Raw genomic sequence first — 24,948 nt, 5'->3', positions numbered from 1 at the left:
GCCAGGACGCTGCCGGTATCGTGACCAGCCATGATGGCCGGTTATTCCTGCGCAAGGACAACGGCCTGGTTCGTGATGTGTTCCAGCAGCGGCACATGCAGCGCCTGGTCGGTCACATGGGCATCGGCCATGTGCGTTATCCGACCGCAGGCAGCTCGACTTCGGCCGAAGCTCAACCGTTCTACGTCAACTCGCCTTACGGCATCACCCTGGCGCATAACGGTAACCTGACCAATGTTGAACAGCTGGCCAAGGAGATCTACGAATCTGACTTGCGCCACGTCAACACCAGTTCCGACTCGGAAGTCTTGCTCAACGTCTTTGCGCACGAGCTGGCCCAGCGTGGCAAGCTGCAGCCGACCGAAGAAGACGTGTTCGCCGCCGTGACCGATGTGCACAACCGTTGCGTCGGCGGTTACGCAGTAGTGGCCATGATCACCGGTTATGGCATCGTCGGCTTCCGCGATCCCCATGGCATTCGCCCGATCGTTTTCGGTCAGCGTCACACCGACGAAGGCGTCGAGTACATGATCGCCTCCGAAAGCGTTTCCCTGGATGTGCTGGGCTTCACCCTGATCCGCGACCTGGCGCCGGGCGAAGCGGTCTACATCACCGAAGACGGCAAGCTGCACACCCGTCAGTGCGCGACCAACCCGAAACTGACCCCCTGCATCTTCGAACATGTCTACCTGGCGCGTCCGGACTCGATCATCGACGGCGTATCGGTATACAAGGCACGCCTGCGCATGGGCGAGAAGCTGGCCGAGAAGATCCAGCGCGAGCGTCCGGATCACGATATCGACGTGGTCATCCCGATTCCGGATACCAGCCGTACCGCTGCGCTGGAACTGGCGAACCACTTGGGCGTCAAGTTCCGCGAAGGCTTTGTGAAGAACCGCTATATCGGTCGAACCTTCATCATGCCGGGCCAGGCTGCGCGGAAAAAATCCGTGCGCCAGAAGCTCAATGCCATTGAGCTGGAGTTCCGCGGCAAGAATGTGATGCTGGTGGACGACTCGATCGTTCGCGGTACCACCTGCAAGCAGATCATCCAGATGGCCCGTGAAGCCGGGGCGAAGAACGTCTACTTCTGCTCCGCGGCTCCGGCCGTGCGTTTCCCGAACGTGTACGGCATCGATATGCCGAGCGCTCACGAGTTGATCGCCCACAATCGTTCGACTCAGGATGTGGCCGATCTGATCGGCGCCGATTGGCTGGTCTATCAGGACCTGCCTGACCTGATCGAGGCAGTGGGGGGCGGCAAGATCAAGATCGAGAGCTTCGACTGCGCGGTGTTCGATGGCCAGTACGTGACCGGTGACGTCGACGAGGCGTACCTGAACAAGATCGAGAACGCCCGCAACGATGCCTCCAAAGCCAAGACTCAAGCGGTCAGTGCGATCATCGATCTGTACAACAACTGATTTAGAGCATTAAAGACATAAGGAGTAGGCGGCATGAGTCAGGATTGGGATGCCGGTCGGCTGGACAGCGACCTTGATGGCGTAGCTTTCGATACCCTGGCCGTGCGCGCCGGCCAACACCGTACCCCGGAAGGGGAGCACGGCGATCCGATGTTCTTCACCTCCAGCTACGTATTCCGTACGGCCGCCGATGCGGCCGCACGGTTTGCCGGCGAGGTGCCGGGCAATGTCTATTCCCGCTACACCAACCCGACCGTGCGTGCCTTCGAAGAGCGCATTGCCGCCCTGGAGGGCGCCGAGCAGGCAGTGGCCACGGCCACTGGCATGGCGGCCATTCTCTCGGTGGTCATGAGTTTGTGCAGCGCGGGCGATCATGTGCTGGTGTCGCGCAGTGTGTTCGGCTCGACCATCAGCCTGTTCGAAAAGTATTTCAAGCGCTTCGGTATCGAGGTCGATTACGTGCCCCTGGCGGATCTGTCCGGCTGGGAAGCGGCGATCAAGCCCAACACCAAGCTGCTGTTCGTCGAATCGCCGTCCAACCCGCTCGCCGAGCTGGTGGATATCGCTGCGCTGTCCGAAGTGGCTCATGCCAAGGGCGCGATGCTGGTGGTCGACAACTGTTTCTGTACTCCGGCATTGCAGCAGCCGCTGAAGCTGGGGGCGGATGTGGTGGTGCATTCGGCGACCAAGTTCATCGACGGCCAGGGTCGTTGCATGGGCGGTGTGGTAGCAGGCCGCAGCGAGCAGATGAAAGAAGTGGTGGGCTTCCTGCGTACCGCTGGCCCGACCTTGAGCCCATTCAACGCCTGGATCTTCCTCAAGGGGCTCGAAACCCTCAACCTGCGTATGCGTGCCCATTGCGCCAATGCCCAGGCCCTGGCCGAGTGGCTAGAGCAACAGGATGGCATCGAGAAGGTGCATTACGCCGGTCTGCCAAGCCACCCGCAATACGAGCTGGCCAAGCGTCAGCAGCGCGGTTTCGGTGCAGTGGTGAGTTTCGAGGTCAAGGGGGGCAAGGAAGGGGCCTGGCGTTTCATCGATGCCACTCGCCTGATCTCCATTACCGCAAACCTGGGCGACAGCAAAACCACTATCACTCACCCGAGCACCACCTCTCACGGCCGTCTGGCGCCGCAAGAGCGTGAAGCAGCGGGCATTCGTGACAGCCTGATCCGTATTGCGGTCGGTCTTGAGGATGTCGTGGACCTGCAGACTGACCTGGCGCGCGGGCTGGCCGCCTTGTGATCGAGTTGTCCGAGCAGCAGAGCATTACCAATGGTCGTGTCGCGCTGGTGACCGGCGCGGCACGGGGTATCGGCCTGGGTATTGCCGCCTGGCTGATCAGCGAAGGTTGGCAGGTGGTGCTGACCGATCTGGACCGCGCGCGCGGTTCCCAGGTGGCCAAGGTCCTGGGGGAAAGCGCCTGGTTCATTGGCATGGACGTGGCGGACGAAGCCCAGGTCGCCCTGGGGGTCGCCGAGGTGCTGGGGCAGTTCGGGCGGCTCGATGCCCTGGTGTGCAATGCGGCCGTCGCCGATCCACGCAATATCACCCTGGAAAGCCTCGATCTGGCCTACTGGAACCGCGTGCTGGCCGTGAACCTCAGCGGGCCGATGCTTCTGGCCAAGCACTGTGCGCCGTATCTGCGGGCTCATGGCGGTGCCATCGTCAACCTGGCGTCGACCCGCGCCCGGCAATCGGAGCCGGATACCGAAGCCTATGCCGCGAGCAAGGGCGGTCTGCTGGCCTTGACCCATGCGCTGGCCATGAGCCTGGGGCCGGAGATCCGGGTCAATGCCGTCAGTCCGGGCTGGATCGATGCCCGGGATCCGGCGGCCCGCCGGGCCGAGCCCCTGAGCGATGCCGATCATGCCCAGCATCCGGCGGGCAGGGTGGGGACGGTCGAGGATGTGGCGGCGATGGTGGCGTGGCTGTTGTCGAAGAATTCCGGTTTTGTCACAGGCCAGGAGTTCGTGGTCGACGGTGGCATGAGCAAGAAAATGATTTATTGCGAGTGATGACGTGGGGAGGGCGCAACCTGTGCGGCTTGAGGTTGCTGCGCTTTGCTACCGGCATTGTCGTGATTTTGTCTTTTTCAGAAAAACTTCAAGCAGGGTATTGACTTAGCATCGGTATCTGCGTAAATTTCGCGGCCTCAACGAAGCAAAGGGTGATTAGCTCAGCTGGGAGAGCATCTGCCTTACAAGCAGAGGGTCGGCGGTTCGATCCCGTCATCACCCACCACTTCTTGAGTGTCTTTCGAAAGAAAGATGGAGGCTTTTACGGAAGCATCCAACCGACACGCAGCGGTAGTTCAGTCGGTTAGAATACCGGCCTGTCACGCCGGGGGTCGCGGGTTCGAGTCCCGTCCGCTGCGCCATATTTTCCAGATCAGGCCTGCCTGCTCTGAGATTGCAAAGCACCGAAGCTTTTCAGTCAGACGGTTTAACGGACGTAAGTCCAAGCGATACGCAGCGGTAGTTCAGTCGGTTAGAATACCGGCCTGTCACGCCGGGGGTCGCGGGTTCGAGTCCCGTCCGCTGCGCCATATCTACTTGAGGGATCACTGAACGCCTTCAAGTGACGAAGAAGCCACAGGCTCTTCGGATCGATAGCAAAGACCCTGGTCGAAAGACCGGGGTTTTTTGTTTCTGGAATCCAGCTTTTCTCCATGCCGTTCGGGTGGCTGACATCTGCCTTTTGCACAATCCAAAAAAACCGCCTTGTTGGCGGTTTTTTGTTGGGTGGGTGATGGGCTTATCAGAAACCCAGCTTGTCTCGCAGGCTGTAGTACCAGGCGCCCATTGCCGTGAATGGGGTGCGCAGCAGCTGGCCGCCAGGGAAGGGGTAGTGCGGCAGCTCGGCAAAGGCGTCAAAACGCTCTGCCTGGCCGCGTAGGGCCTCTGCCAGCACCTTGCCCGCCAGGTGGGTGTAGGTAACGCCGTGGCCGCTACAGCCTTGGGAGTAGTAGATGTTGTCGCCCAGGCGTCCGACTTGCGGCAGGCGCGACAGGGTCAGCAGAAAATTACCGGTCCAGGCGTAGTCGATCTTCACATCCTTGAGCTGCGGGAAGGCCTTGAGCATTTTCGGGCGAATGATCGCCTCGATATTGGCTGGGTCGCGGGCGCCGTACACCACGCCGCCGCCGAAGATAAGGCGCTTGTCGGCGGAAAGGCGGTAGTAATCCAGCAGGTAGTTGCAGTCCTCGACGCAGTAGTCCTGGGGAAGCAGGCTGTTCGCCAGTTCATCGCTCAGCGGTTCGGTAGTGATGACCTGGGTGCCGCAGGGCATCGATTTGGCCGCTAGCTCCGGCACCAGGTTGCCCAGATAGGCGTTGCCCGCAACGATGATGAACTTGGCCCTGACCTTGCCTTGCGGGGTGTGCACTACCGGGTTGGCTCCGCGTTCGATGCGCAGCGCCGGAGACTGCTCGTAGATGGCGCCACCCAGGGACTCCACGGCTGTCGCTTCTCCCAGGGCCAGGTTGAGAGGGTGGATATGGCCGCCGCTCATGTCGAGCATGCCGCCCTGGTACAGGTCACAGGCGACGACTTCACGAATGCGGCGTTGATCCAGCAATTCCAGTTGAGTGTGGCCGTAGCGCTCCCACAGGCGCTTCTGCGACTCCAGATGACCCATTTGCTTCTTGGTGATAGCGGCGAATACCCCGCCATCCTTCAGGTCGCACTGGATTTGGTATTTGGCGACCCGTTCACGAATGATCTTGCTGCCTTCGAAGGCCATCTGGCCGAGCAGTTGGGCTTGCTTGGGGCCGACACTGCGTTCAATCACATCAATGTCGCGGCTATAGCTGTTAACGATCTGCCCACCGTTGCGCCCGGAAGCCCCGAAGCCAACCTTGGCTGCCTCCAGGACTGTGACCCGAAAGCCGTTCTCGAGCAGGAACAGGGCGCTGGAGAGGCCGGTATAGCCAGCGCCGATGACACAGACATCGGTTTCCACATCATCTTGCAGTGGCGGGCGGGCTGGGGCGGCGTTGGCCGATGCAGCGTAATACGACTGTGGGTAGGGGGTGTTCGCCATCCTGCAACCTCTGTTTAATATTCTTGACGATTGCGTCGATCCTACCTGAGTTGAAAAACGGCTGCCAGCCGTCGAAAAATCTTCTTCTCGGATCCGAAATTAAAAAATTCGCATATTTCAGAGGCTTAGCTGAAAAAAGGTGTTGACACCCCTCCGGAATTCCGTAGAATGCCGCCTCACAGCAGGCACGTAGCTCAGTTGGTTAGAGCACCACCTTGACATGGTGGGGGTCGTTGGTTCGAGTCCAATCGCGCCTACCAAACAAAATCCGCTCTGCTGGGCGGTCTGAAAGGGCTCACCGAAAGGTGAGCCCTTTTTTGTTGTCTCGGGTTTTCCGGGTCTTTGCAAAACCCTCATTTCAGGACGTCCTCTCGGCGCCTGCTTCCACCTATTCGATCTTCTTGTCGTCGTGCCTCTTTGGGTGGTGCTTCGCCATTTTTCCGTTTGCATGCTTCTGAAGCGCCTGGGCGTATTCCTGGGGAAGGTTCTGCTGCGCGTACTGTCACGCCCTTTGGTCTTGCGTAGAGCCTCGGGGATTCGATCCTGGGGGCTTCCAGGGCCCATCGTCAGCCCATCAATGCAGAAGGTTCCGGATGGATGGCTGGGTGGGTAACTTGTTGGTGCAAATAGTAATATGTATCATTTAGTTTCAAATCAAGGGTGCGAGGGAGTGCATTGCCCACATAACAATAAGGTCCAGGTAATGCTCAAAATGCTACTTGTGTATGGTCATCTGATTGCCACCTGTATTGCTCTGGGGAGGGTGCTACAGGCAGATCAAAAGCTCTGGAGTTGGCGTAAGGATGTGTTGAGTCAGGTGCAGCGTGAGTATCTCGACGAGACTCAAAAAATCGTCACGCACGCGCTATTGGCTCTTTGGGGTAGTGGTCTGTTGCTGGTACTTCATGGCTACCTCTATGAAGGGAGCGGGTATCTGCTCAATCAGAAGCTCTGGGCCAAGGCCAGCGTCGTAGCGTTACTCAGCCTTAACGGTGCGTTGCTGCACCGGATCGGTTTCCCTCTGCTGCAGAAGACTCCCTTTCTCTCGTTACACAACTGCGCACGTACCCGTCTTGCTCTCTTGGGGGCGCTCTCCATGAGTGGCTGGTTATTTGCCGCATTCCTGGGGGTGGCTCGAGCGTGGAATAACGCGCTGCCTTACTTGCAGGTGATGGGTGTTTTTGCCGTGTTCTCGTTGTTTGCTTGTGTCGTGGCGCTGATAGTCGCCAGCACGGCGGGCGCTATGGATGATGACTGGTCGCGCACTGGCAGCAATTGAACGGGGCCAATGACTCCGGGCGCCTCGGGTTGGGCGCTATCATCGCGCCCGATTGATGTGTCCAGAATTACTTGAACAGTTCAAGAGCAGATAAAGCCATATTCATTACAAGGCAGAGCTTTGAAAGGGCTGTTAGGCAGTCCGACGGGATTTTCCGTGTTACTGATAAGCCTTTTTTGATTGCTGAGATTGACCGGACGGGCGGCGAAGGCTCGTTTTAGGCAAAAGACCTTGTGTTTTAGGAATCATCCTAAATCCTAAAGTCATCCCGACTGATAGAACGCTCCTTCTAGAAACCGTGAGGGAGTGGGTAGTGCGTAGATTAGTGTGTTGGGGAGTGCTGTGTTCGCAGCTATTTACAGTCGCTCATGCCGCATCTGGTAGCAGTTACTTCGATATTCCGGACTGGCCGGGCGATCAGGAATCATGCCCCTTGCCACGAGATATCAAGAGCCAGCTGGGGATTTTTACTGCGCCTGCTAAAGGTGGGGGTGCGGAGTGGGTGGGGGTATTGGTTGATGGGGCGATGGAGGCCGTTACCAGCTTCGAGAAAAGCTATTTTGTAGTGACTCGCCAAGGCGTCGACAAAGCTGGTTTTATAAATGACTGCATCTATACGACCTCTGGGGGCAGGTATCTGAATATGCGACTGGATCTCGGTGGAAATTACAAACAGGTCATGTGGGTCGGGAGCTCCTCGTCATGGAAGGAGTCCCGCGATTTTTCATCATCGGCGGTTCTGGAGTGTAGTGATACCTATCGAGGCGCATGCAGTTTTTACTTGAGGTAGATATTTCTTTTTATCGAGATGAGGTTGCTGTTCTTTGTATCAGTAGCCTGAATTCTCCCTAGGCAGAAGCATTGGTCTTGTTGCATCCTTGATGTCTATATATTTCATGACAGTTTTATGACATTTTTAAGTCGGCTCCCGATCTGTACACACAACCTGTGTGCGATGTGGTCGGGGCGTAGTCGAGTAGGGTGTGGTCATGAAAAGCAGAGCGACGGTCATTTGTGCACATGGAGGGCACATTCTTTTTGTTCGCAAGGATCGCTCCAAATGGGTGCTACCAGGTGGCAAGGTCGAACCCGGTGAGTCTCCGGCTGCGGCCGCTGTCCGTGAGTTGCATGAAGAGACGGGGTTGAATGCCAGCGAGCCGCTTTACATTCTGGAGTTCGACGCCGGCAATGTACGGCACCATGTGTTCGAAGTGTCTGTCGCCAATGTCGAGGATGCTCGGCCGTTGAATGAAATTGTGGCCATCGGCTGGCATGCCTACGACGCTGCCAGGGAGCTGGACACAACGATCGCCACCAAAAGTATCGTGAGCTCGTTCTTGCGCCGTCTGTAATCGAAAATGCAATCAGAAAACATCGAGTCATGAAAAGCCCGCCTTGCGCGGGCTTTTGATTTTCCGGGAAGGCAGCTAAATGGGTCGCATGCGGTTTCTCGCAGGGGAGTGCTACTCCACGCCGTGTGAGTGATACAGTCGCGTTTTCACGACGAGGTAGCATGATGCGGGTGTTGATGGCGGTAATGGTCGCGGCGCTGCTGGCAGGGTGTGCCAGTTCGGCGATGAATGAGGCGCGTTCGAAGAGCCCCTATAAGGTGCTCTCATCCGCCAAGGCGGAGCAGATTGTGGCGCAATGCGTGCAGTTTGCCTGGCAGGACGAGGCGGTGTTCGGGGTGGATGCGGCGGCCTATCTGGAGTCTGCCAAGGCAGGCGGATATACGGTCTATGCCCGTTCGGCGCAGTCCTTCGCTGACATTCGAGAGCAAGCCTCGGGTACGGTCGTCAATTATTACGCGATCCAGGATGATTGGATTGCCAAGCGCAGATTGGCGGCATTGGCGACCTGTCTGTAGATATGTTCTGAGCATTATCCAGCGCAATAGTATTTATAAACCCGACGTTGTCGGGTTTATGTTTTAAGGGGTTTTTAATTGTTGTTCTAGTTAGTGTTGATGGGCTTGAGCTTTATTTTTCTTATGTAAGCTATTTACCGTTCTCTCTGTAGGTTTGCGCTGTAATTCTATGGGCGGAAGGATGTATTGTCGGGGTGCGACAATTTGCTCGGTATTTCCGGTGGTAAATCGGTAGACAAAACTCTGATCTGAACTAGTTTAAAAGTTCTCCAAAAGGAGATTTTACTTTATCAATGGAGTGAAAGATCGTGAATAAACCACTGGTTCAGCCGAAACATGGTCGCGTCGTTTCCCCATCCAGCCGTGGCGCCATTGCTGTCGAACAGGGGCTTCTCGGTGCCTGGCAGGTCAATGAAATGGAAGGTGGCAAAAACTTTCCGTCCCTGATTGCCGGGCCTTTCCCGAAGCCTTATGAAAGTGACGTCGCGAGCGTTGTGCCGCCGGCTGATGGGCATATCCTCAGTGGTGGCAAGACCGACGAGCGCGACTGCCTCAATTTCACCAACGAGGAAATGACGAAGAAGCTTGGGCGTCCGTTTTCCTGGCCTTTGCTCAATGTCGATCCGGGGCAGGTATTCCAGGTCAAGTGGGAATACACAGCACCCCATGTGACCCGCGGTTATAGCTGGTTCATCACCAAAGATGGCTGGGACTCGAAACAGCGCATCAGCCGCGCGCAACTTGAACCACAGGCTTTCTTCAATGACTTCTATACCCAAGTTCCCTATCACACGCACAGTGCTGAAATGAAAGCCAAGGTCGAACATCAAGTGACCCTGCCCAGGAACAAGAAAGGTCATCACGTTATTGTTCTGGCGTGGATTGTCGCCAACACCGGAAATGCGTTCTATCAAGCATTCGATGTCGACTTCAAGTAACGGCGGAAGTTGTAATTCTCTTTAATGGTTCTGAAGGATTAGAACGTGAACAAGATCAACTTTGCATCGGTCAAGACCCAGGCGAACGATTCGGCATCGCTGATGCCTTCTATTGCAGGTAAGAAAATCCTCATGGGCTTCTGGCACAACTGGCCTGCCGGTACCAGCGATGGTTACCAGCAGGGGCAGTTCGCCAATCTCGACCTGGTGGATGTACCCAAGGAATACAACGTGGTGGCGGTGGCGTTCATGAAGGGCAATGGCATTCCCACCTTCAAGCCGTACAACCTGTCGGACGAGGAGTTCCGACGCCAGGTTGGCGTGCTCAACAGCCAGGGGCGGGCGGTGCTGATTTCCCTTGGCGGAGCGGACGCTCATATCGAGTTGCACAAGGGCAACGAGCAAGCGCTGGCCAACGAAATTGTCCGCCTGGTGGAAACCTATGGTTTCGACGGGCTGGATATCGACCTCGAGCAGAGCGCCATCGATTTTGCCGACAACAAGACCGTGTTGCCGGCGGCGCTCAAGCTGGTGAAGGACCACTACGCGGGTGAGGGCAAGCACTTCATCATCAGCATGGCGCCGGAGTTTCCCTACCTCACCACCGGCGGCAAATATGTCGGTTACATCCAGGCGCTGGAGGGTTACTACGACTTCATCGCGCCGCAGTACTACAACCAGGGCGGTGACGGTTTGTGGGTTGAGGGGAGCAATGGCCAGGAGGGGGCCTGGCTGGCCCAGAACAACGACGAGAAGAAAGAAGACTTCCTGTTTTATCTGACGGAGAGCCTGGTTACCGGGACTCGTGGATACATCAAGATTGCCGCTGACAAGTTCGTCATCGGCCTGCCCAGCAACGTCGATGCGGCGGCGACAGGGTATGTCATCGACCCGGCGGCGGTGAACAATGCCTTCAAGCGCCTGGATCGTGCCGGGTTGTCGATCAAGGGCCTGATGACCTGGTCGGTCAACTGGGATGACGGTCTCAACAAGCACGGCGTGCGCTACAACTGGGGGTTCCGTGACCGTTATGCCCCGCTGATCCATGGCGGCAGTGGCGGCGAGCGGCCTTCGGCCCCGGGCAACCTGTTCTCTCCGGCGCAGACGGAAGGCAGTGTGACCTTGAGCTGGAGTGCTGCCCACGGCGTTCGCCCGATCGAGTTCTATACCCTGTACCGCGATGGCAAGCCGGTAGGGCAGACGAGCGGGCTGACCTTGCAGGATGACGGCCTGAAAGCTGACACGCTGTACAGCTACTTCGTGAGCGCCACGGACGTCCAGGGCAATCAGTCACTTCCGAGCACCAGCCTGAACGTCAAGACCGCGGGTGGGGTGCCGGACCCGCAATACCCGGAATGGCAGTTGAATCATCACTACCGCAAAAACGATGGCGTGAGTTATCAGGGCAATCTGTATCTGTGCATCCAGGAGCACACCTCGAATGCCGGTTGGGCCCCGAATGTCGCCTTTACCCTTTGGGCCAAGGTGGCGATTAAGCGTCGTGCATGAGTGGTGATAGACGCGCAACAGAGGCGCCCCGAGACGGGCGCCTTTTTTGTTGGGCATCGGCAAGGCCGCAGATTGTGAGCTAATACTGACAGGCCGTTTTCTGTCATCCGTCAATGGAGAGTGGAGCGATGCTCATGTCCTGGTTTCTCGCCGCCGTACATCTGCTGGCCTTCGCTGTCGCGTTCGCGGCTGTGCTCAGTCGTGGCACGGCGCTGCGCCGGGTGATCACCGAGGGGGCGGACGTTCGCCGGGTATTACTGGCTGACAATGGCTGGGGGCTGGCCGCGGCGGTGTTGCTGATTACCGGGTTGTCGCGGGCATTCGCCGGCTATGAAAAAGGTACGGATTACTACCTGCAGCAACCGCTGTTTCACCTGAAGCTGACCTTGTTCGTCATCATCTTGCTGCTCGAGGTGTGGCCGATGGTGGTGCTGATCAAATGGCGAATCGCCCTGGGTCGTGGCGCGTCGATCGATACCGGCCGCGCCACGTTGTTTGCGCGTATCAGTCATCTGCAGGCACTGCTGATTATGTTGATGGTGGTGGCTGCCAGCGGCATGGCGCGTGGTGTCACGCTCAACCAACTCTAAGGAGCAGGAAAGGGGGCTCATCGAGCACCGCACGGGTTAGTAGAGCTGGCTGAGAGCCTTGCTGATGGTGGCCCGGTTGGTTTTGAACTCGGCCTGTTGCACGGGAATGATGCCGAACTCGTCGCTGACGATGGCCAGCGCGCGGTGAAGGTAGTCGACGCTGGCCTTAGAGCGGAAGGTGAATATCCCGCGTTTGACTTCATAGAGCCCTTCCGTCGAGCAGGCGGCAATGGTCCGCATTGCATTCAGGTCATTGGTGATCAGAAGGTATGCGAACTCTTGCATATGACCTCTCCGTGTTCATAGAGCGTCTGCCAGTGGCAAGGGGAGCCTCGGCAGACTCGCAGAGGCAGAAGGTTCGAAATTACTCTTCCTGCTCGTTGCCCTGCTACTGAGAATTGATACAAAGGCAGGGGTGAGCTTTCTCCCGGTCGTGTCAGGACGACTCGTTACCGGGATGGAGCGCTATGGATGAGGGTTTGGGAGTGTCGTTTGCCAGGTTGGCGGTGGCGGTTTGAACTGCACCACTGCCATCTGAAAAGGGACGTGCAAGGCGGGGAGGGCAATCAACGACGACGCTGTGCCAGCCAATGCGGTGAGACAAAGGGCTGGCTGCTCATGGCACGTTCAAGGTGTTTCGCGTTTGTCCGGGGCGGTGAGGCCGGCCTGGATACGTTGATAGATTTCTTCGCGATGAACCGCGACATCTTTCGGCGCGTTGATGCCGATCCGGACTTGCTGGCCGCTAACGCCCAGAATGGTGATCGTGATGTTGTCACCGATATTTATGCTTTCACCGACCTTGCGGGTGAGTATCAGCATGATCTTCTCCTTGATTGCTTCGTAGGGCACCTGAGTCAGACAGTGCTGATGTCGGTAGTACGTATAGATTACTGCGAAGTGCCACTGTGTGGGTGCCTCTTTCTGACGCGCAGACGAGGCATTAATTCCCGTGGTGCGACTATACAGAGGCGATAAATATCATTCTCGTTGTTTTGTGCCGATTTTGTGGCGTTTATGCAGGGGAATGGGGTGTTAAAATCGCCGCCTCAGACTTTCAAGGGGTAGGTTGTGCGCACAATAGCGATGATGATGGCGGTTCTGGCGCTGGCTGGATGCGGCGAGGGCAAGAGTGTCGAGGCTGGCAAGAAGGTGGCGCCGGTCGCCCAGGTCCAGTCGCCCCAGGCCGCCGCGACCCCGCAATGGGATGTCCTGGTGGCCGGCACCCTGCCTCAGGCGACCAGCGATCTGGCGGGCTGGCTGATCGAGCACGGGATCATGTCCTATGTCGTCGTCGAGGATGGCAAGGAGCGGGTGCTGGTCGGACCGTTCGCTTCCCAGGCCGAAGCCGAAGCGAAGAAAGCCGAGCTGGTCGAGAGGCTGACCAAGGCCAAGAAGCGCAACATCGAACCGCAAGTGATCGAACACCGCGTCACGCAATAAGCCGTTCTGCCGAGTGCTTGCTCGGGCCGTCGCCGGGGTCGAGCGATTGGCCCTGCCGGCACTCGGTATTCTTGACGAGGGCGGGGCTGTCCGTGCCCCGAGCGATTATCCGCTGTCCGTGCGGGCGTCAGCCGCAGGCGTTCAGGTTGACCGGGCCGACGAACTCATTGCCGCGCCCCATCACGCAGGCCACGCTCTGGTTGCGCTGGCGCTCCCAGGGTTGCACCGGATAGGTCTTGTTCCAGGCTTCGTAGAGCTGGCGATCCTGTTTCGACAGGCGCAGCCCATACTGCTTGCTCATATAGAAGTAGGTCCGGGCGATCATGCCGCGAATGGACGGGCGGGGCATGACCTTCTTGGCCTTGAAGTCGACCTGGGTCAGGCATGAGCCGTACTGGCCAGATTGTGTCGGCAGCCAGCCGAAGCTGAAGTTGTTACGGTCGCCATTGACCTCGCCGATGCTCGGCACCAGGTTGTGCAGGTCGGCTTCGGCGCGTTGAAAGGTTGGGTCGTTGCGGGTGCAGTTCTTGCGCCCGCCTTGCTGCCAGCATTGGCGTTGATGGCCGATTTGCCAGGCGGGCACTATGTGTTCCCATTCGATGCGCGCGGCGCGCTTGGCGTTCTTGCGCGGTACATAGCCGCAGGCCTCGAGATTGACCCGGTTGCCGCTGTATTTGCAGCCGCAATAGAACTCGGTGGATTGCGGGGCATACAGCTTCCAGGCGACTTTTTTCGCTTCGCTGAAGGTGCGGGGCGCATCGGCTTGGGCGGTCAGGGCAAGGAAAAACAGCAGTGCAGCAAAACAGCGGACAATCATCGACTCAGTCTTCCTTCGGTACGACCCAGAAAATCTGCACGCCGCCATCATCGCGATAGGCGAGGGTGACGTTGTCGTTTTCGGCGATTTCTTCGAGCAGGCGCTCCCACTCGTCGATCGCTTCGTCGGGGTGACGAAAGATCAGGGCGGCCTTGGCTTTTTGCGCATGGGGCGAGTTGATGATTTTCTGAACGCGCAGGCCGAGGCGTTCATAAGAGCTTGGTGGTGCTGCGGCAGGCAAGGAACACTCCTCATTAAGCTGTATGCGCGTACAGTATTTTACTGTAGGAAATTTCGCAACCGCTTAAAATTCAAGAAGTTCTTCTGACACTGAGATTCGCGATTTACTGCAAACCGAGCGATTTTTTATCGGCGGGGGTAAGAAAGAGGGGAGGTCGACGAGGGAGAAGCACTCGCCCGGGCGGACGAGTGCGGGGTAGAGCGGTGCCCGACCGGAGCAGGTCGGGCGGGGCAATCAGTACTCCCAGAACATCCGCTGCAGTTCCTTGCTGTCCTGGGTCTTGGTCAGGGCGACCATGGCCAGGATGCGGGCTTTCTGCGGGTTCAGGTCATTGGCCACGACCCAGTCGTATTTGTCGTCAGGCTGTTCCGCGTTACGCAGTACGAAGCCGCCGGCATTGACGTGGGACGAACGAATGACCTGCACGCCCTCCTTGCGCAGCTCTTGCAGGGCTGGCACCACGCGGGAAGACACCGAGCCGTTGCCGGTACCGGCATGGATGATGGCTTTGGCACCGGATTGGGCCAGGGCCTTGTAGGCGGTGTCGCCGACGTTACCGTAGCCGTAGGCGATTTCTACGTCAGGCAGGCTCTTGATGTTCTTGATGTCGAATTCCGAAGCCGTGGTATGGCGCTTGGCTGGCAGGCGGAACCAGTAGGACTTGCCTTCCACCACCATGCCCAGCGGGCCCCATGGGCTCTTGAAGGCTTCGGTCTTGATATTGATCATTTTGCTGACGTCGCGACCCGACTGGATCTCGTCGTTCATGGTGACCAGTACGCCCTTGCCATGGGCTTCCTTGCTGCCGGCCACGGCGACGGCGTTGTACAGGTTGAGCATGCCGTCGGCGGACATGGCGGTGCCGGGACGCATCGAGCCAACCACGACGATAGGCTTGTCGGTCTTTTCCACCAGGTTCAGGAAGTAGGCGGTTTCTTCCAGGGTGTCGGTGCCGTGGGTGATGACGATGCCATCCACGTCCTTGCTGTCGGCCAGTTCGGCGACGCGGCGGCCCAGTTGCAGCAGGTTGTCGTTGTTGATGCTCTCGGAAGCGATCTGCATGACCTGCTCGCCGCGCACATTGGCGACCTGGCTCAGCTCGGGGATCCCGGCAATCAATTGCTCGATGCCGACTTTGGCGGCCTGATAGGTGGCGCTGTTGGCGGCACTGGCGCCGGCGCCGGCAATGGTGCCGCCGGTAGCGAGCACCACCACGTTGGCCAGCTTCTGTTTGGTTTCGACTTCCTTGGCCTGCAATGCAGTCGGAAGAAGTAGAAGGAGGGCCAAGGCGCCCGGAACAAAGGTGTTGAAAGCAGATTTCATTATTTTCTCTCTAGTAGTGAGACGGTGCGGGTGCAGGTTCATCTAGAAACACCCGAGACAGATCTGAATGCCACGGGCGAAAGGGGGACAGCAGGATCCGTACCAGCCGAACTGTGGTCGCAAAACTCTTTTAACTTAATGATTTATATCAATTTTTATTTATTTACCGACGGTGCTGGGCGCTGCGCTGTCCGGTTTTCCGAATACTTTGGAAGGTTCGCGTTCGGTTGTCCGACAGTTCCGATTTGCATCGGGAAAACACTGAATTAAAGAGCTGAGCCTTGCAGCCGATGCCCTTTAAGGATCTTTCTCTTTCTGGAGCTCACATGTCTATGTCTGTCGGTTTTCCTGCTGCCGGGACCATCACCATCAACGGCAAATCGCCCGCCACCCTCGAAGCCCTGAGCAAGGGCGCCGCCGATAACGCCGAGCAGGCGCTGGGGGTCGACGAAGACGGCAAGTTGCGGGTGGGCGGCGGTGCTGAGTCCGAGAAGGCCGATGCCAAGGCCGAGGACTCGGAGGGGGATAACCAGAGCCTGGTGGTGAAGATGTTGCTCAAGCGCATGAAGGAACTGCAGGAGCAGTTGAAGCAGCAGAAGGAGCAACTGGCTGCCGCCCAGGAGGCGAGTTACCCGACCCCGGAAGCCAAGTCGACCGTAGTGATGGCGCTGCAAGCGCAGATCGTCGGCACCAGCGGCGCACTGCAGGAAGTAGCGGATAGGCTGATCAAGGAGTTGAACAAGGACTCTGCGTCGGGTGGACTGGTCAATACCACCGCTTGATGACCTCATCTCCCGATTGGCCAGCAGCGGGGCGCCTGTCCAGGCGTTCCGCTGCGTTGGCGGCGCACCTGACGTGCCCGTTGACAAACTCCGGCAGGGTTCGCATAGTTCGGTCTACGCAAACGTTTGCGCAGGCCTTGAGCGGTTAAAGTCACCTGCAGCTCAGGTTCGCTTCAAATCCCGGTTCATTGGGGGGCTGAAGGTCGTCGAGCGTACTCCGGCGCAAGCGTTGCTCACAATAATCATAAGATCGGAGTGAACCCATGAAGCTGCCATTCGCTGGACGTCTTCTTGCTGTCGCTGTTCTGGCTGCCGCATCCGCTACGCTTCCCCTCTCTTCGGCGTTCGCCGAGACCCCGGAAAAACCCAAGGTCGCCCTGGTCATGAAATCCCTGGCCAACGAATTCTTCCTCACCATGGAAGACGGCGCCAAGGCCTATCAAAAAGACCACGCAACCGATTTCGACCTGGTGTCCAACGGCATCAAGGACGAAACCGACACCGCCAACCAGATCCGCATTGTCGAGCAGATGATCGTTTCCAAGGTCAACGCGCTGGTGATCGCCCCGGCGGATTCCAAGGCCATGGTGCCGGTGATCAAGAAAGCGGTGGACGCCGGTATCACGGTGATCAACATCGACAACCAGCTGGACCCGGCGGTGCTCAAGAGCAAAAACATCAGCGTGCCTTTTGTCGGTCCCGACAACCGCAAGGGCGCGCGCCTGGTAGGCGAGTACCTGGCCAAGCAACTGCAGGCCGGGGACGAAGTCGGCATCATCGAAGGCGTGTCCACCACCACCAACGCCCAGCAGCGCACCGCGGGCTTCAAGGACGCCATGGAGGCCGCGCAGATCAAGGTGGTCTCGCTGCAATCCGGCGACTGGGAAATCGACGCTGGCAACCGCGTTGCCGCGGCCATGCTCAGCGAATACCCGAACCTCAAGGCGCTGCTGGCCGGCAACGACAGCATGGCCGTCGGCGCCGTCTCGGCGGTGCGTGCCGCGGGCAAGACCGGCAAGGTCAAGGTCGTCGGCTACGACAACATCAATGCCATCAAGCCGATGCTCAAGGACGGTCGAGTGCTGGCGACGGCCGACCAGTACGCCGCCAAGCAGGCGGTGTTCGGTATCGAGACCGCGCTGAAGCTGCTCAAGGGCGAGAAGGTGGACGGCGGCGCCAATGGCGTGATCGAAACTCCGGTCGAACTGGTCACCCAGTAATCGTTCTGGCGGCACGACCGCGCTCGCCTGAACGGGCGGGCGCATGGAGAGTTTCTTATGTCAGTTTCCGCTGTGAACGCTGTCCTTTCGGTCAGCGGTATCGGCAAGACCTATGCGCAACCGGTATTGACCGGCATCGACCTGACGCTGATGCGTGGGGAGGTGCTGGCGCTGACCGGGGAGAACGGCGCGGGCAAAAGCACCCTGTCGAAAATCATCGGTGGCCTGGTGACCCCGACCACCGGCGAGATGCAATTCAACGGGCAGGCCTATCGCCCTGGCAGTCGCACCCAGGCCGAAGCGCTGGGCATCCGCATGGTCATGCAGGAGCTCAATCTGCTGCCGACCCTGTCGGTGGCCGAGAACCTGTTCCTCGATAACCTGCCCAGCCTTGGCGGCTGGATCAGCCGCAAGCAGTTGCGCAAGGCGGCGCTCGAAGCCATGGCCCAGGTTGGCCTGGAAGCGATCGATCCCGACACCCTGGTCGGCGACCTGGGCATCGGTCACCAGCAGATGGTGGAGATCGCACGTAACCTGATCGGCGACTGCCATGTGCTGATCCTCGACGAACCGACCGCCATGCTCACGGCCCGTGAGGTCGAGCTGCTCTTCGAACAGATCACCCGGCTACAGACCCGTGGCGTGGCGATCATCTATATCTCCCATCGCCTGGAAGAGTTGGCCCGGGTGGCCCAGCGCATTGCCGTGCTGCGGGACGGTTGCCTGGTCTGCGTCGAACCGATGGCCAATTACAACAGCGAGCAACTGGTCAACCTGATGGTGGGGCGTGAGCTGGGCGAGCACATCGATCTCGGGCTGCGCACGATTGGCGCGCCGGCCCTGACGGTCAGCGGCCTGAGCCGTGCCGACAAGGTCCAGGACGTGTCGTTCGAGGTGCGCAGTGGCGAGATCTTCGGTATTTCCGGGCTGATCGGGGCCGGGCGCACCGAGTTGTTGCGGCTGATCTTCGGAGCCGACAAGGCCGACAGCGGCAGCATTGCCTTGGGCACGCCCGCGCAGGTGGCGAATATCCGTTCGCCGGTCGACGCGGTGGCCCATGGCATTGCCCTGATCACCGAGGATCGAAAGGGCGAAGGCCTGCTGCTGACGCAATCCATCAGCGCCAATATTGCCCTGGGCAACATGCCGGAGATCTCCAGCGGCGGCCTGGTCAATGGTCGTGACGAGTCGGCGCTGGCGCAGCGGCAGATCGATGCCATGCGCATTCGCAGTTCGGGGCCGGCGCAGCTGGTGTCCGAATTGTCCGGCGGCAACCAGCAGAAGGTGGTGATCGGCCGCTGGCTGGAGCGCGATTGCGCGGTGCTGCTGTTCGACGAGCCGACCCGAGGCATCGATGTCGGCGCCAAGTTCGATATCTACGGCCTGCTCGGTGAGCTGACCCGCCAGGGCAAGGCGCTGGTGGTGGTGTCCAGCGACCTGCGGGAGCTGATGCTGATCTGCGACCGCATCGGCGTACTGTCCGCCGGGCGCCTGATCGACACCTTCGAGCGCGACAGCTGGACCCAGGATGAACTGTTGGCCGCCGCGTTCGCCGGCTATCAAAAACGTGATGCGTTGCTCAACGAAGCGGCGCCTAGGGACCTCCCATGAAAACTGCATCTTCGGCCGGCAAGCGTGGCGGCAACTACTACGGCCTGGGCACCTACCTGGGGCTGGCCGGTGCCTTGCTGGCAATGATTGCGCTGTTCTCGGTACTGAGCAGCCACTTCCTGTCCTACGACACGTTCAGCACCTTGGCCAACCAGATCCCGGACCTGATGGTGCTGGCGGTAGGCATGACCTTTGTCCTGATCATCGGCGGCATCGACCTGTCCGTCGGATCGGTGCTGGCGCTGGCGGCCTCGACCGTGAGCGTGGCGATTCTCGGCTGGGGCTGGAGCGTACTCCCGGCGGCGCTGCTGGGCATGGGCTGCGCGGCTTTGGCCGGGACCATCACCGGCTCGATCACCGTGGCCTGGCGCATTCCCTCGTTCATCGTCTCGCTCGGCGTGCTGGAAATGGCTCGCGGCGTGGCGTACCAGATGACCGGATCGCGCACCGCCTATATCGGCGATGCCTTTGCCTGGTTGTCGAACCCGATCGCTTTCGGTATCTCGCCCTCGTTCATCATCGCCTTGCTGGTCATCTTCATCGCCCAGGCGGTGCTGACGCGTACGGTTTTCGGCCGTTACCTGATCGGCATCGGTACCAACGAGGAAGCGGTACGCCTGGCGGGCATCAACCCCAAGCCCTACAAGATCCTGGTGTTCAGCCTGATGGGGCTGCTGGCGGGCGTCGCTGCGCTGTTCCAGATTTCCCGTCTGGAAGCGGCGGACCCGAATGCCGGTTCCGGCCTGGAGCTGCAAGTCATCGCGGCGGTGGTGATCGGCGGTACTAGCCTGATGGGGGGGCGTGGATCGGTGATCAGCACCTTTTTCGGCGTGTTGATTATCTCGGTGCTGGCCGCAGGGTTGGCGCAGATCGGGGCGACTGAGCCGACCAAACGCATCATCACCGGTGCGGTCATCGTGATCGCGGTGGTGCTCGATACCTATCGCAGCCAGCGCGCAAGCCGGCGGAGCTGAGTCATGGCAACGATCAAAGATGTGGCGGCCCTCGCGGGGATTTCCTACACCACGGTGTCCCATGTGCTGAACAAGACGCGTCCGGTCAGCGAGGAAGTGCGGGTCAAGGTCGAAGCGGCGATCCAGCAGCTCGACTACGTGCCCAGCGCCGTGGCGCGTTCGTTGAAAGCCAAGACCACGGCGACCATCGGTCTGCTGGTGCCCAATAGCCTCAACCCGTATTTCGCCGAACTGGCCCGGGGGATCGAGGATTATTGCGAGCGCAACGGCTACTGCGTGATTCTCTGCAACTCCGATGACAACCCGGAAAAGCAGCGCAGCTACCTGCGGGTGCTGCTGGAAAAACGCATCGACGGCCTGATCGTGACTTCGGCTGGTGGCGACGGTGGGCTGGCCAAGGGCCTGGCCGCGGTGCGCACGCCCATGGTGATAGTCGACCGCGGGCTGGAAGGGGTGGATGCGGACCTGGTGCGCATCGATCACGAATACGGCGCGTATCTGGCGACCCGCCATCTGCTCGAATTGGGCCATCGCGATATCGCCTGCATTGGCGGTCCGGACTACACCAGCGTGGCGCAATTGCGTCTGGCGGGGTTTCAGCGGGCGTTGCATGAAGCCGGCGTGGAGGTGCCTGCGGAGCGCATCCTGCAGAGCGATTTCACCAGTACTGGCGGTTATCAGGCGGCGGCCCGGCTGTTGGCGCACAACCCGCCGAGCGCGATTTTCGCCGGCAACGACATGATGGGCATCGGCGTGCTGCGAGCAGCGGCGGAGCGCAATATCCGCGTGCCGGGCGAGCTGTCGGTGATCGGCTTCGACGATATCCAGATGAGTCGTTATGTCTACCCGGCGTTGACCACGGTCGGTCAGTCGATCCTGCAGCTGGGCGAGCAGGCGGCGGAGCTGTTGCTGCGCCGCATCGCCACCCCCGGGTTGGCGACCGACCAGCGGATCGTCACGCCGAACATTGTCCTGCGCGAATCCACGGCGCCAGCGGCCGGCACTTTCGCCGAGCGCCGTTGAATCGAATTGATGAGTATTGATGTATGCCAGCAAAAGTAGTGGTAGTAGGCAGCCTCAACATGGACCTGGTCACCCGGGCCGAGCGTCTGCCACATGCCGGTGAAACCTTGGTCGGCCGGTCGTTCGCCACTGTCTCCGGGGGCAAAGGGGCAAACCAGGCGGTAGCGGCGGCTCGCCTGGGCGCGGCGGTGTCGATGGTCGGCTGCGTCGGTGACGATGCCTACGGCGAGCAATTGCGCTCGGCGCTGCTCGCCGAACGGATCGATTGCCAGGCCGTCACCGCCGTCCCGGGCTCCAGTGGCGTCGCCTTGATCGTGGTGGACGACAGCAGTCAGAACGCGATCGTGATCGTGGCCGGCGGCAACGGCCAACTCACGCCACAGATCGTCAGCGGCTTCGACCCGGTACTGCAGGCGGCCGATGTGATCATCTGCCAGCTCGAAGTGCCGCTGGCCACGGTGGGGCATGCCCTCAAGCGTAGCCGCGAGCTGGGCAAGACGGTGATCCTCAATCCTGCGCCTGCCAGTGGTCCGCTGCCGGCGGACTGGTACACAGCCATCGACTATCTGATCCCCAACGAAAGCGAAGCAGCGGCCCTCAGTGGCTTACCGGTGGACTCCCTGGCGAGCGCCGAAGCCGCCGCCGGCCGGCTGATCGCCGCCGGGGCTGGCAAGGTGATCATCACCCTCGGGGCCCAGGGCTCGTTGTTCGCCAATGGCACGAGCTTCGAGCATTTCCCGGCGCCCAAGGTCAAGGCGGTCGATACCACGGCCGCCGGCGATACCTTCGTCGGCGGTTTTGCCGCGGCCTTGGCGGCTGGCAAGAGTGAGGCCGAGGCGATTCGTTTCGGCCAGGTCGCGGCGGCGTTGTCCGTGACCCGGCCAGGGGCGCAGCCTTCCATTCCCACGCTGTCCGACGTCCAGGCGTTTTCTCCCGCATGAAAAAGACACCCTTGCTCAATGTCGCCCTGTCGCGACTGATCGCCTCCCTGGGGCACGGCGATATCGTGGTCATCGGCGATGCCGGCCTGCCTGTGCCGCCGGGCGTTGAACTGATCGATCTGGCCCTGACCCAGGGCATTCCGGATTTCCTCAGCACCTTGCAGGTGGTGCTGTGCGAGATGCAGGTGGAACGCCATGTGCTGGCCCAGGAGAGCCTGGACCAGCAATCCTCGACCTTGCGCGCGCTCGAAGTGCTGAGCGCCGAGGGGGGGCTGGGTGAGCGCCAGCTGTTGAGCCACGACGGGTTCAAGCTGCTCAGCCGGCAAGCCCGGGCGATTGTCCGGACGGGGGAGTGCCAGCCTTACTGCAACATCGCCTTGATCGCCGGAGTGACGTTCTGAGCGTTCATCTTCTCTAGTCAAATCATGCAAAGGACTGCCTCATGCACCGCTATGCTCAGCTACTGCAACACCTGATCCGGAGTGTTCTGCTCGTGTCCCTGTTCACTGCTACAAGCGCCCATGCGGCGGAAAAAGTCGATCTGATCATCGATACCGATCCCGGGGCCGATGATGTGGTGGCGTTGCTGTTCGCCCTGGCGTCGCCGGAAGAACTGCAGATCCGTGCGCTGACCACGGTGGCCGGCAACGTGCGCCTGGACAAGACTTCGCGCAATGCGCGTCTGGCCCGGGAGTGGGCGGGGCGCGAAGAGGTGCCGGTGTACGCTGGGGCGCCGAAGCCACTGCTGCGCACGCCGATCTACGCCGAGAATATTCATGGCAAGGAAGGCATCTCCGGGGTCACCGTGCACGAGCCGAAAAAGGGCCTGGCGGAGGGGAGTGCGATCAACTACCTGATCGACACCTTGCGCGCCGCCAAACCCCACAGCATCACCATCGCCATGCTGGGCCCCCAGACCAACCTGGCGCTGGCGCTGATCCAGGCGCCGGATATCACCCAGGGCATCAAGGAAGTGGTGGTCATGGGCGGGGCGCATTTCAACGGCGGCAATATCACCCCGGTGGCGGAGTTCAACCTGTTCGCTGATCCGCAGGCTGCCGAAGTGGTGCTCAAGAGCGGGGTGAAGCTGACCTACCTGCCGCTGGACGTTACCCACAAAGTGCTGACCAGCGATGCGCGCCTGCAGAAGATCGCGGCCTTGAACAACAATGCCAGTAAGGTGGTGGGGGATATCCTCAACGAGTACGTCAAGGGTGACATGGAGCACTACGGTATCCCTGGCGGTCCGGTGCACGATGCGACCGTCATCGCCTACCTGCTCAAGCCTGAGCTGTTCAGCGGGCGCCAGGCCAACATGGTCATCGACAGCCGCGACGGTCCGACCTTCGGCCAGACCATTGTCGATTGGTACGACGGTTTGAAACAGGAAAAGAACGTGTTCTGGGTGGAGAACGGTGATGCCCAGGGCTTCTTCGATCTGCTGACCGAGCGCCTTGCTCGCTTGAAATAAGTGAGATCCCCGGCAGGTGCCAGCCTGTCGGGGGTTACGCCTTCTCTGTCTCCGGTGCGCCCGAGGGCTCGCCGGGGTACTTCTCGAATATCTGCTCGATGAACGCCTGGGCTGCTTCGGTCCCCAGCTCCCTGATCAGCAAGTCGATACCGATGACCGCCAGCTCTTCGGGGCTTCCAGGGCTATAGGAGCAATGGCCTTCGGGCCATTTGGCTTTGATGTCGGCGTCGATCGTCACGGTGGCCATGGAAGTCTCGCAAGTTCGGAAAGAGTCATACCGGGCGGGCGCTGGTCGAGGGCTTCCGGTCTTGTAGAGTTAAACACCTTGGTGGGCTTTTCGCACTCCGACTTAGGCATGAGGGGAGGGCTGTGCGACACTTGGTCATTGTCTGTTTTTAATGGGGGCCAGTGTGCAGATCGATTTGAACAACCCTGACGCCTTGACCTTCGAGGCGGTACGTCAGTTGCTGGCGTCGGCCAGTGACGATGTGCATACCCAGCTGCGAGTGACCAAGGCGGGCATTGCCTATATCTCGTCGGGCGTGGTTGGTGGTGCACAAACCGATGGCCTGTTGTTCAGGCTGGAAACCTGGGCGGCTGGCTCCGGTTATGTCGGGCGGGTGGCGGCCAGCGATGAGGTCTGGGTGATGCAGATTTTCAACGCCTTGAAACAGAACTGGCCCAAGCCACCGTTCGATTACATCGACATTTATTGAGGGTGTACATATCCGGTCATGATTGTTGGCTGAAAGCGTGGCCGTGCTTGATGCAGACTTGTCTGCTGTCCGGCCAAGAGGCCATTGGCCAGTTCGTTGGTGAAACCAATAGCCAGCGTGGTTGTCGCACTATCTCTGCTTATTTTTGAAAAGGAGGCTTCATGCCTTGGAAGCTCGCGTCGTTCGGTACCTTGTTGGCTGCAGTGGTTTTGACCGGATGCAGTACTTCTTCGCCGGATAAGGATCCGGTCGTGACCGAGGGCGGCCATAGCCGCTGTGAGGCGAAAGCAGCCGAATTCGCCATTGGCAAAAAAGCCTCGCCTGAGTTGCTGGAGCAGGCGCGTACTCGTGCCGGGGCGCAGAACGCCCGTGTCCTCAAGCCGAATGACATGATCACGCTGGAGTACCGCTCCGATCGGTTGAACCTCAACACCGATACCAATCTGGTCATCACGCGGGTCAACTGCGGCTGATCGTATCGGTGCTTTTGTATCGCGCATAAAAAACCCCGTCACATGGACGGGGTTTTTTTAGCTCGCTGAGAAATTACTCAGGGCGAACTTGTGCAGCTTGCATACCCTTTTGGCCTTTCTCAGCCACGAAGGAAACGGTCTGGCCTTCTTTCAGGCTTTTGAAACCGTCGCTTTCAATAGCTTTGAAGATGGTCGATGCTTTCGCGAAAATTCTGCTCGATGTACAGCAGCACATCGCTGAGTGCTTGATGTTTCTGGTTCT

29 protein-coding genes and 4 tRNA genes are annotated in these 24,948 nt (G+C 59.5%); 25 read left to right on the top strand and 8 right to left on the bottom strand.

Features of this window, described 5'->3' with window-relative positions:
* The 6 genes from purF to ACQKQA_RS23740 all read left to right on the top strand — a co-directional run.
* Positions 1-1,424, top strand: a 1,424-nt coding sequence (purF, locus tag ACQKQA_RS23765; RefSeq protein WP_427563157.1) for an amidophosphoribosyltransferase, incomplete at its 5' end; no start/stop codon positions are given.
* Positions 1,425-1,457: 33 nt separating this feature from the next.
* Positions 1,458-2,669, top strand: a complete 1,212-nt coding sequence (locus ACQKQA_RS23760; RefSeq protein WP_427563156.1) for an O-succinylhomoserine sulfhydrylase — start codon at positions 1,458-1,460, stop codon at positions 2,667-2,669.
* A gap of 5 nt (positions 2,670-2,674) precedes the next feature.
* On the top strand, positions 2,675-3,442 hold the full coding sequence (locus ACQKQA_RS23755; RefSeq protein ID WP_427563164.1) for an SDR family oxidoreductase: 768 nt from the start codon (positions 2,675-2,677) through the stop codon (positions 3,440-3,442).
* Between the two features lie 150 nt (positions 3,443-3,592).
* Positions 3,593-3,668 (top strand) — tRNA-Val (locus tag ACQKQA_RS23750).
* Between the two features lie 59 nt (positions 3,669-3,727).
* Positions 3,728-3,804 (top strand) — tRNA-Asp (locus tag ACQKQA_RS23745).
* A gap of 91 nt (positions 3,805-3,895) precedes the next feature.
* A tRNA-Asp gene (locus tag ACQKQA_RS23740) sits at positions 3,896-3,972 on the top strand.
* Between the two features lie 212 nt (positions 3,973-4,184).
* On the opposite strand, the gene ACQKQA_RS23735 is transcribed toward ACQKQA_RS23740, so the two are convergent.
* On the bottom strand, positions 4,185-5,468 hold the full coding sequence (locus tag ACQKQA_RS23735) for an NAD(P)/FAD-dependent oxidoreductase (protein WP_427563155.1): 1,284 nt from the start codon (positions 5,466-5,468) through the stop codon (positions 4,185-4,187).
* Between the two features lie 183 nt (positions 5,469-5,651).
* Here ACQKQA_RS23735 and ACQKQA_RS23730 point away from each other — a divergent pair.
* From ACQKQA_RS23730 to ACQKQA_RS23695, 8 genes are all read left to right on the top strand, one after another.
* Positions 5,652-5,728 (top strand) — tRNA-Val (locus tag ACQKQA_RS23730).
* A 443-nt stretch (positions 5,729-6,171) separates the two neighbouring features.
* Positions 6,172-6,747: a hypothetical protein gene (locus tag ACQKQA_RS23725; protein WP_427563153.1), complete on the top strand. Its 576-nt coding sequence runs from the start codon at positions 6,172-6,174 to the stop codon at positions 6,745-6,747.
* Positions 6,748-7,045: 298 nt separating this feature from the next.
* On the top strand, positions 7,046-7,537 hold the full coding sequence (locus ACQKQA_RS23720; protein ID WP_427563151.1) for a DUF3757 domain-containing protein: 492 nt from the start codon (positions 7,046-7,048) through the stop codon (positions 7,535-7,537).
* A gap of 199 nt (positions 7,538-7,736) precedes the next feature.
* A complete protein-coding gene (locus tag ACQKQA_RS23715; RefSeq protein WP_427563149.1) occupies positions 7,737-8,099 on the top strand; it encodes an NUDIX hydrolase in 363 nt (120 codons plus the stop codon).
* 164 nt (positions 8,100-8,263) lie between these two features.
* Positions 8,264-8,614: a hypothetical protein gene (locus tag ACQKQA_RS23710; RefSeq protein WP_427563163.1), complete on the top strand. Its 351-nt coding sequence runs from the start codon at positions 8,264-8,266 to the stop codon at positions 8,612-8,614.
* A gap of 308 nt (positions 8,615-8,922) precedes the next feature.
* Entirely contained in the window at positions 8,923-9,552 is a 630-nt protein-coding gene (locus ACQKQA_RS23705) for a lytic polysaccharide monooxygenase auxiliary activity family 9 protein (RefSeq protein WP_427563148.1), read from the top strand.
* 45 nt (positions 9,553-9,597) lie between these two features.
* Positions 9,598-11,061: a carbohydrate-binding protein gene (locus ACQKQA_RS23700; protein ID WP_427563146.1), complete on the top strand. Its 1,464-nt coding sequence runs from the start codon at positions 9,598-9,600 to the stop codon at positions 11,059-11,061.
* Between the two features lie 128 nt (positions 11,062-11,189).
* The gene (locus tag ACQKQA_RS23695) at positions 11,190-11,651 is read left to right on the top strand and encodes a DUF2214 family protein (RefSeq protein ID WP_427563144.1); all 462 of its coding nucleotides are present in this window, start codon (positions 11,190-11,192) and stop codon (positions 11,649-11,651) included.
* A gap of 36 nt (positions 11,652-11,687) precedes the next feature.
* Here the strand turns inward: ACQKQA_RS23695 and ACQKQA_RS23690 are convergent, their stop codons facing one another.
* Positions 11,688-11,936 carry a hypothetical protein gene (locus tag ACQKQA_RS23690; protein ID WP_427563142.1) on the bottom strand — a complete coding sequence of 83 codons (249 nt, stop codon included), beginning with the start codon at positions 11,934-11,936 and terminating at the stop codon, positions 11,688-11,690.
* Positions 11,937-12,278: 342 nt separating this feature from the next.
* Entirely contained in the window at positions 12,279-12,473 is a 195-nt protein-coding gene (gene csrA / locus ACQKQA_RS23685; RefSeq protein ID WP_124320095.1) for a carbon storage regulator CsrA, read from the bottom strand.
* A gap of 264 nt (positions 12,474-12,737) precedes the next feature.
* Here csrA and ACQKQA_RS23680 point away from each other — a divergent pair, with 264 nt between their 5' ends.
* Positions 12,738-13,094: an SPOR domain-containing protein gene (locus tag ACQKQA_RS23680; protein WP_427563161.1), complete on the top strand. Its 357-nt coding sequence runs from the start codon at positions 12,738-12,740 to the stop codon at positions 13,092-13,094.
* Between the two features lie 127 nt (positions 13,095-13,221).
* Here ACQKQA_RS23680 and ACQKQA_RS23675 read toward each other — a convergent pair whose 3' ends face one another.
* The 3 genes from ACQKQA_RS23675 to ACQKQA_RS23665 form a co-directional block, all read right to left on the bottom strand.
* Positions 13,222-13,911, bottom strand: coding sequence for an endonuclease (locus ACQKQA_RS23675; RefSeq protein ID WP_427563140.1), 690 nt, complete (start codon positions 13,909-13,911; stop codon positions 13,222-13,224).
* Between the two features lie 4 nt (positions 13,912-13,915).
* The gene (locus tag ACQKQA_RS23670) at positions 13,916-14,152 is read right to left on the bottom strand and encodes a DUF1654 domain-containing protein (RefSeq protein WP_427563138.1); all 237 of its coding nucleotides are present in this window, start codon (positions 14,150-14,152) and stop codon (positions 13,916-13,918) included.
* Between the two features lie 234 nt (positions 14,153-14,386).
* Positions 14,387-15,475, bottom strand: a complete 1,089-nt coding sequence (locus ACQKQA_RS23665) for an asparaginase (protein WP_427563137.1) — start codon at positions 15,473-15,475, stop codon at positions 14,387-14,389.
* 326 nt (positions 15,476-15,801) lie between these two features.
* On the opposite strand from ACQKQA_RS23665, the gene ACQKQA_RS23660 reads away from it, so the two are divergent.
* The 8 genes from ACQKQA_RS23660 (at position 15,802) to ACQKQA_RS23625 (ending at position 23,497) form a co-directional block, all read left to right on the top strand.
* Positions 15,802-16,257 carry a hypothetical protein gene (locus ACQKQA_RS23660; RefSeq protein WP_427563135.1) on the top strand — a complete coding sequence of 152 codons (456 nt, stop codon included), beginning with the start codon at positions 15,802-15,804 and terminating at the stop codon, positions 16,255-16,257.
* Positions 16,258-16,520: 263 nt separating this feature from the next.
* Positions 16,521-17,477: a sugar ABC transporter substrate-binding protein gene (locus ACQKQA_RS23655; RefSeq protein WP_427563133.1), complete on the top strand. Its 957-nt coding sequence runs from the start codon at positions 16,521-16,523 to the stop codon at positions 17,475-17,477.
* Between the two features lie 57 nt (positions 17,478-17,534).
* A complete protein-coding gene (locus ACQKQA_RS23650; RefSeq protein ID WP_427563132.1) occupies positions 17,535-19,088 on the top strand; it encodes a sugar ABC transporter ATP-binding protein in 1,554 nt (517 codons plus the stop codon).
* A complete protein-coding gene (locus ACQKQA_RS23645; RefSeq protein WP_427563130.1) occupies positions 19,085-20,062 on the top strand; it encodes an ABC transporter permease in 978 nt (325 codons plus the stop codon). The genes ACQKQA_RS23650 and ACQKQA_RS23645 overlap by 4 nt, the downstream gene beginning before the upstream one ends.
* Before the next feature lie 3 nt (positions 20,063-20,065).
* Complete coding sequence (locus ACQKQA_RS23640) at positions 20,066-21,085, top strand: LacI family DNA-binding transcriptional regulator (RefSeq protein WP_427563128.1); 1,020 nt, start codon at positions 20,066-20,068, stop codon at positions 21,083-21,085.
* 23 nt (positions 21,086-21,108) lie between these two features.
* Positions 21,109-22,026 carry a ribokinase gene (gene rbsK, locus ACQKQA_RS23635; RefSeq protein ID WP_427563126.1) on the top strand — a complete coding sequence of 306 codons (918 nt, stop codon included), beginning with the start codon at positions 21,109-21,111 and terminating at the stop codon, positions 22,024-22,026.
* Complete coding sequence (rbsD, locus tag ACQKQA_RS23630; protein ID WP_427563124.1) at positions 22,023-22,427, top strand: D-ribose pyranase; 405 nt, start codon at positions 22,023-22,025, stop codon at positions 22,425-22,427. The genes rbsK and rbsD overlap by 4 nt, the downstream gene beginning before the upstream one ends.
* Before the next feature lie 41 nt (positions 22,428-22,468).
* Positions 22,469-23,497, top strand: a complete 1,029-nt coding sequence (locus tag ACQKQA_RS23625; protein ID WP_427563122.1) for a nucleoside hydrolase — start codon at positions 22,469-22,471, stop codon at positions 23,495-23,497.
* Positions 23,498-23,531: 34 nt separating this feature from the next.
* Here ACQKQA_RS23625 and ACQKQA_RS23620 read toward each other — a convergent pair whose 3' ends face one another.
* Entirely contained in the window at positions 23,532-23,744 is a 213-nt protein-coding gene (locus tag ACQKQA_RS23620) for a hypothetical protein (RefSeq protein WP_427563120.1), read from the bottom strand.
* A gap of 163 nt (positions 23,745-23,907) precedes the next feature.
* Between ACQKQA_RS23620 and ACQKQA_RS23615 the strand changes: the two genes are divergently transcribed.
* Together ACQKQA_RS23615 and ACQKQA_RS23610 are read left to right on the top strand one after the other, a co-directional pair.
* Complete coding sequence (locus ACQKQA_RS23615) at positions 23,908-24,213, top strand: hypothetical protein (RefSeq protein WP_427563119.1); 306 nt, start codon at positions 23,908-23,910, stop codon at positions 24,211-24,213.
* Between the two features lie 161 nt (positions 24,214-24,374).
* Entirely contained in the window at positions 24,375-24,686 is a 312-nt protein-coding gene (locus ACQKQA_RS23610; protein WP_427563118.1) for an I78 family peptidase inhibitor, read from the top strand.
* Positions 24,687-24,759: 73 nt separating this feature from the next.
* Here ACQKQA_RS23610 and ACQKQA_RS23605 read toward each other — a convergent pair whose 3' ends face one another.
* Positions 24,760-24,921, bottom strand: coding sequence for a cold-shock protein (locus tag ACQKQA_RS23605; RefSeq protein ID WP_427563159.1), 162 nt, complete (start codon positions 24,919-24,921; stop codon positions 24,760-24,762).
* Positions 24,922-24,948: the final 27 nt, after the last annotated feature.

Origin of the sequence: Pseudomonas sp. NPDC089530, assembly GCF_050280705.1 — a bacterium.
Classification (GTDB): domain Bacteria; phylum Pseudomonadota; class Gammaproteobacteria; order Pseudomonadales; family Pseudomonadaceae; genus Aquipseudomonas.
The sequence above is the reverse complement of the archived record's forward strand: the minus strand, read 5'-3'. Positions and strand labels throughout refer to the sequence as shown.

Excerpts from the sequence above, each read along its gene's own strand:
- ACQKQA_RS23675 (WP_427563140.1), bottom strand. The coding sequence starts at position 13,911 with ATGATTGTCCGCTGTTTTGCTGCACTGCTGTTTTTCCTTGCCCTGACC.
- ACQKQA_RS23735 (WP_427563155.1), bottom strand. The coding sequence starts at position 5,468 with ATGGCGAACACCCCCTACCCACAGTCGTATTACGCTGCATCGGCCAAC.
- ACQKQA_RS23695 (WP_427563144.1), top strand. The coding sequence starts at position 11,190 with ATGCTCATGTCCTGGTTTCTCGCCGCCGTACATCTGCTGGCCTTCGCT.
- rbsK (WP_427563126.1), top strand. The coding sequence starts at position 21,109 with ATGCCAGCAAAAGTAGTGGTAGTAGGCAGCCTCAACATGGACCTGGTC.
- ACQKQA_RS23605 (WP_427563159.1), bottom strand. The coding sequence starts at position 24,921 with ATGTGCTGCTGTACATCGAGCAGAATTTTCGCGAAAGCATCGACCATC.
- ACQKQA_RS23645 (WP_427563130.1), top strand. The coding sequence starts at position 19,085 with ATGAAAACTGCATCTTCGGCCGGCAAGCGTGGCGGCAACTACTACGGC.
- rbsD (WP_427563124.1), top strand. The coding sequence starts at position 22,023 with ATGAAAAAGACACCCTTGCTCAATGTCGCCCTGTCGCGACTGATCGCC.
- ACQKQA_RS23715 (WP_427563149.1), top strand. The coding sequence starts at position 7,737 with ATGAAAAGCAGAGCGACGGTCATTTGTGCACATGGAGGGCACATTCTT.
- csrA (WP_124320095.1), bottom strand. The coding sequence starts at position 12,473 with ATGCTGATACTCACCCGCAAGGTCGGTGAAAGCATAAATATCGGTGAC.
- ACQKQA_RS23650 (WP_427563132.1), top strand. The coding sequence starts at position 17,535 with ATGTCAGTTTCCGCTGTGAACGCTGTCCTTTCGGTCAGCGGTATCGGC.
- ACQKQA_RS23760 (WP_427563156.1), top strand. The coding sequence starts at position 1,458 with ATGAGTCAGGATTGGGATGCCGGTCGGCTGGACAGCGACCTTGATGGC.
- ACQKQA_RS23680 (WP_427563161.1), top strand. The coding sequence starts at position 12,738 with ATGATGATGGCGGTTCTGGCGCTGGCTGGATGCGGCGAGGGCAAGAGT.
- ACQKQA_RS23660 (WP_427563135.1), top strand. The coding sequence starts at position 15,802 with ATGTCTATGTCTGTCGGTTTTCCTGCTGCCGGGACCATCACCATCAAC.
- ACQKQA_RS23655 (WP_427563133.1), top strand. The coding sequence starts at position 16,521 with ATGAAGCTGCCATTCGCTGGACGTCTTCTTGCTGTCGCTGTTCTGGCT.
- ACQKQA_RS23625 (WP_427563122.1), top strand. The coding sequence starts at position 22,469 with ATGCACCGCTATGCTCAGCTACTGCAACACCTGATCCGGAGTGTTCTG.
- ACQKQA_RS23640 (WP_427563128.1), top strand. The coding sequence starts at position 20,066 with ATGGCAACGATCAAAGATGTGGCGGCCCTCGCGGGGATTTCCTACACC.
- ACQKQA_RS23725 (WP_427563153.1), top strand. The coding sequence starts at position 6,172 with ATGCTCAAAATGCTACTTGTGTATGGTCATCTGATTGCCACCTGTATT.
- ACQKQA_RS23610 (WP_427563118.1), top strand. The coding sequence starts at position 24,375 with ATGCCTTGGAAGCTCGCGTCGTTCGGTACCTTGTTGGCTGCAGTGGTT.
- ACQKQA_RS23665 (WP_427563137.1), bottom strand. The coding sequence starts at position 15,475 with ATGAAATCTGCTTTCAACACCTTTGTTCCGGGCGCCTTGGCCCTCCTT.
- ACQKQA_RS23690 (WP_427563142.1), bottom strand. The coding sequence starts at position 11,936 with ATGCAAGAGTTCGCATACCTTCTGATCACCAATGACCTGAATGCAATG.
- ACQKQA_RS23710 (WP_427563163.1), top strand. The coding sequence starts at position 8,264 with ATGCGGGTGTTGATGGCGGTAATGGTCGCGGCGCTGCTGGCAGGGTGT.
- ACQKQA_RS23620 (WP_427563120.1), bottom strand. The coding sequence starts at position 23,744 with ATGGCCACCGTGACGATCGACGCCGACATCAAAGCCAAATGGCCCGAA.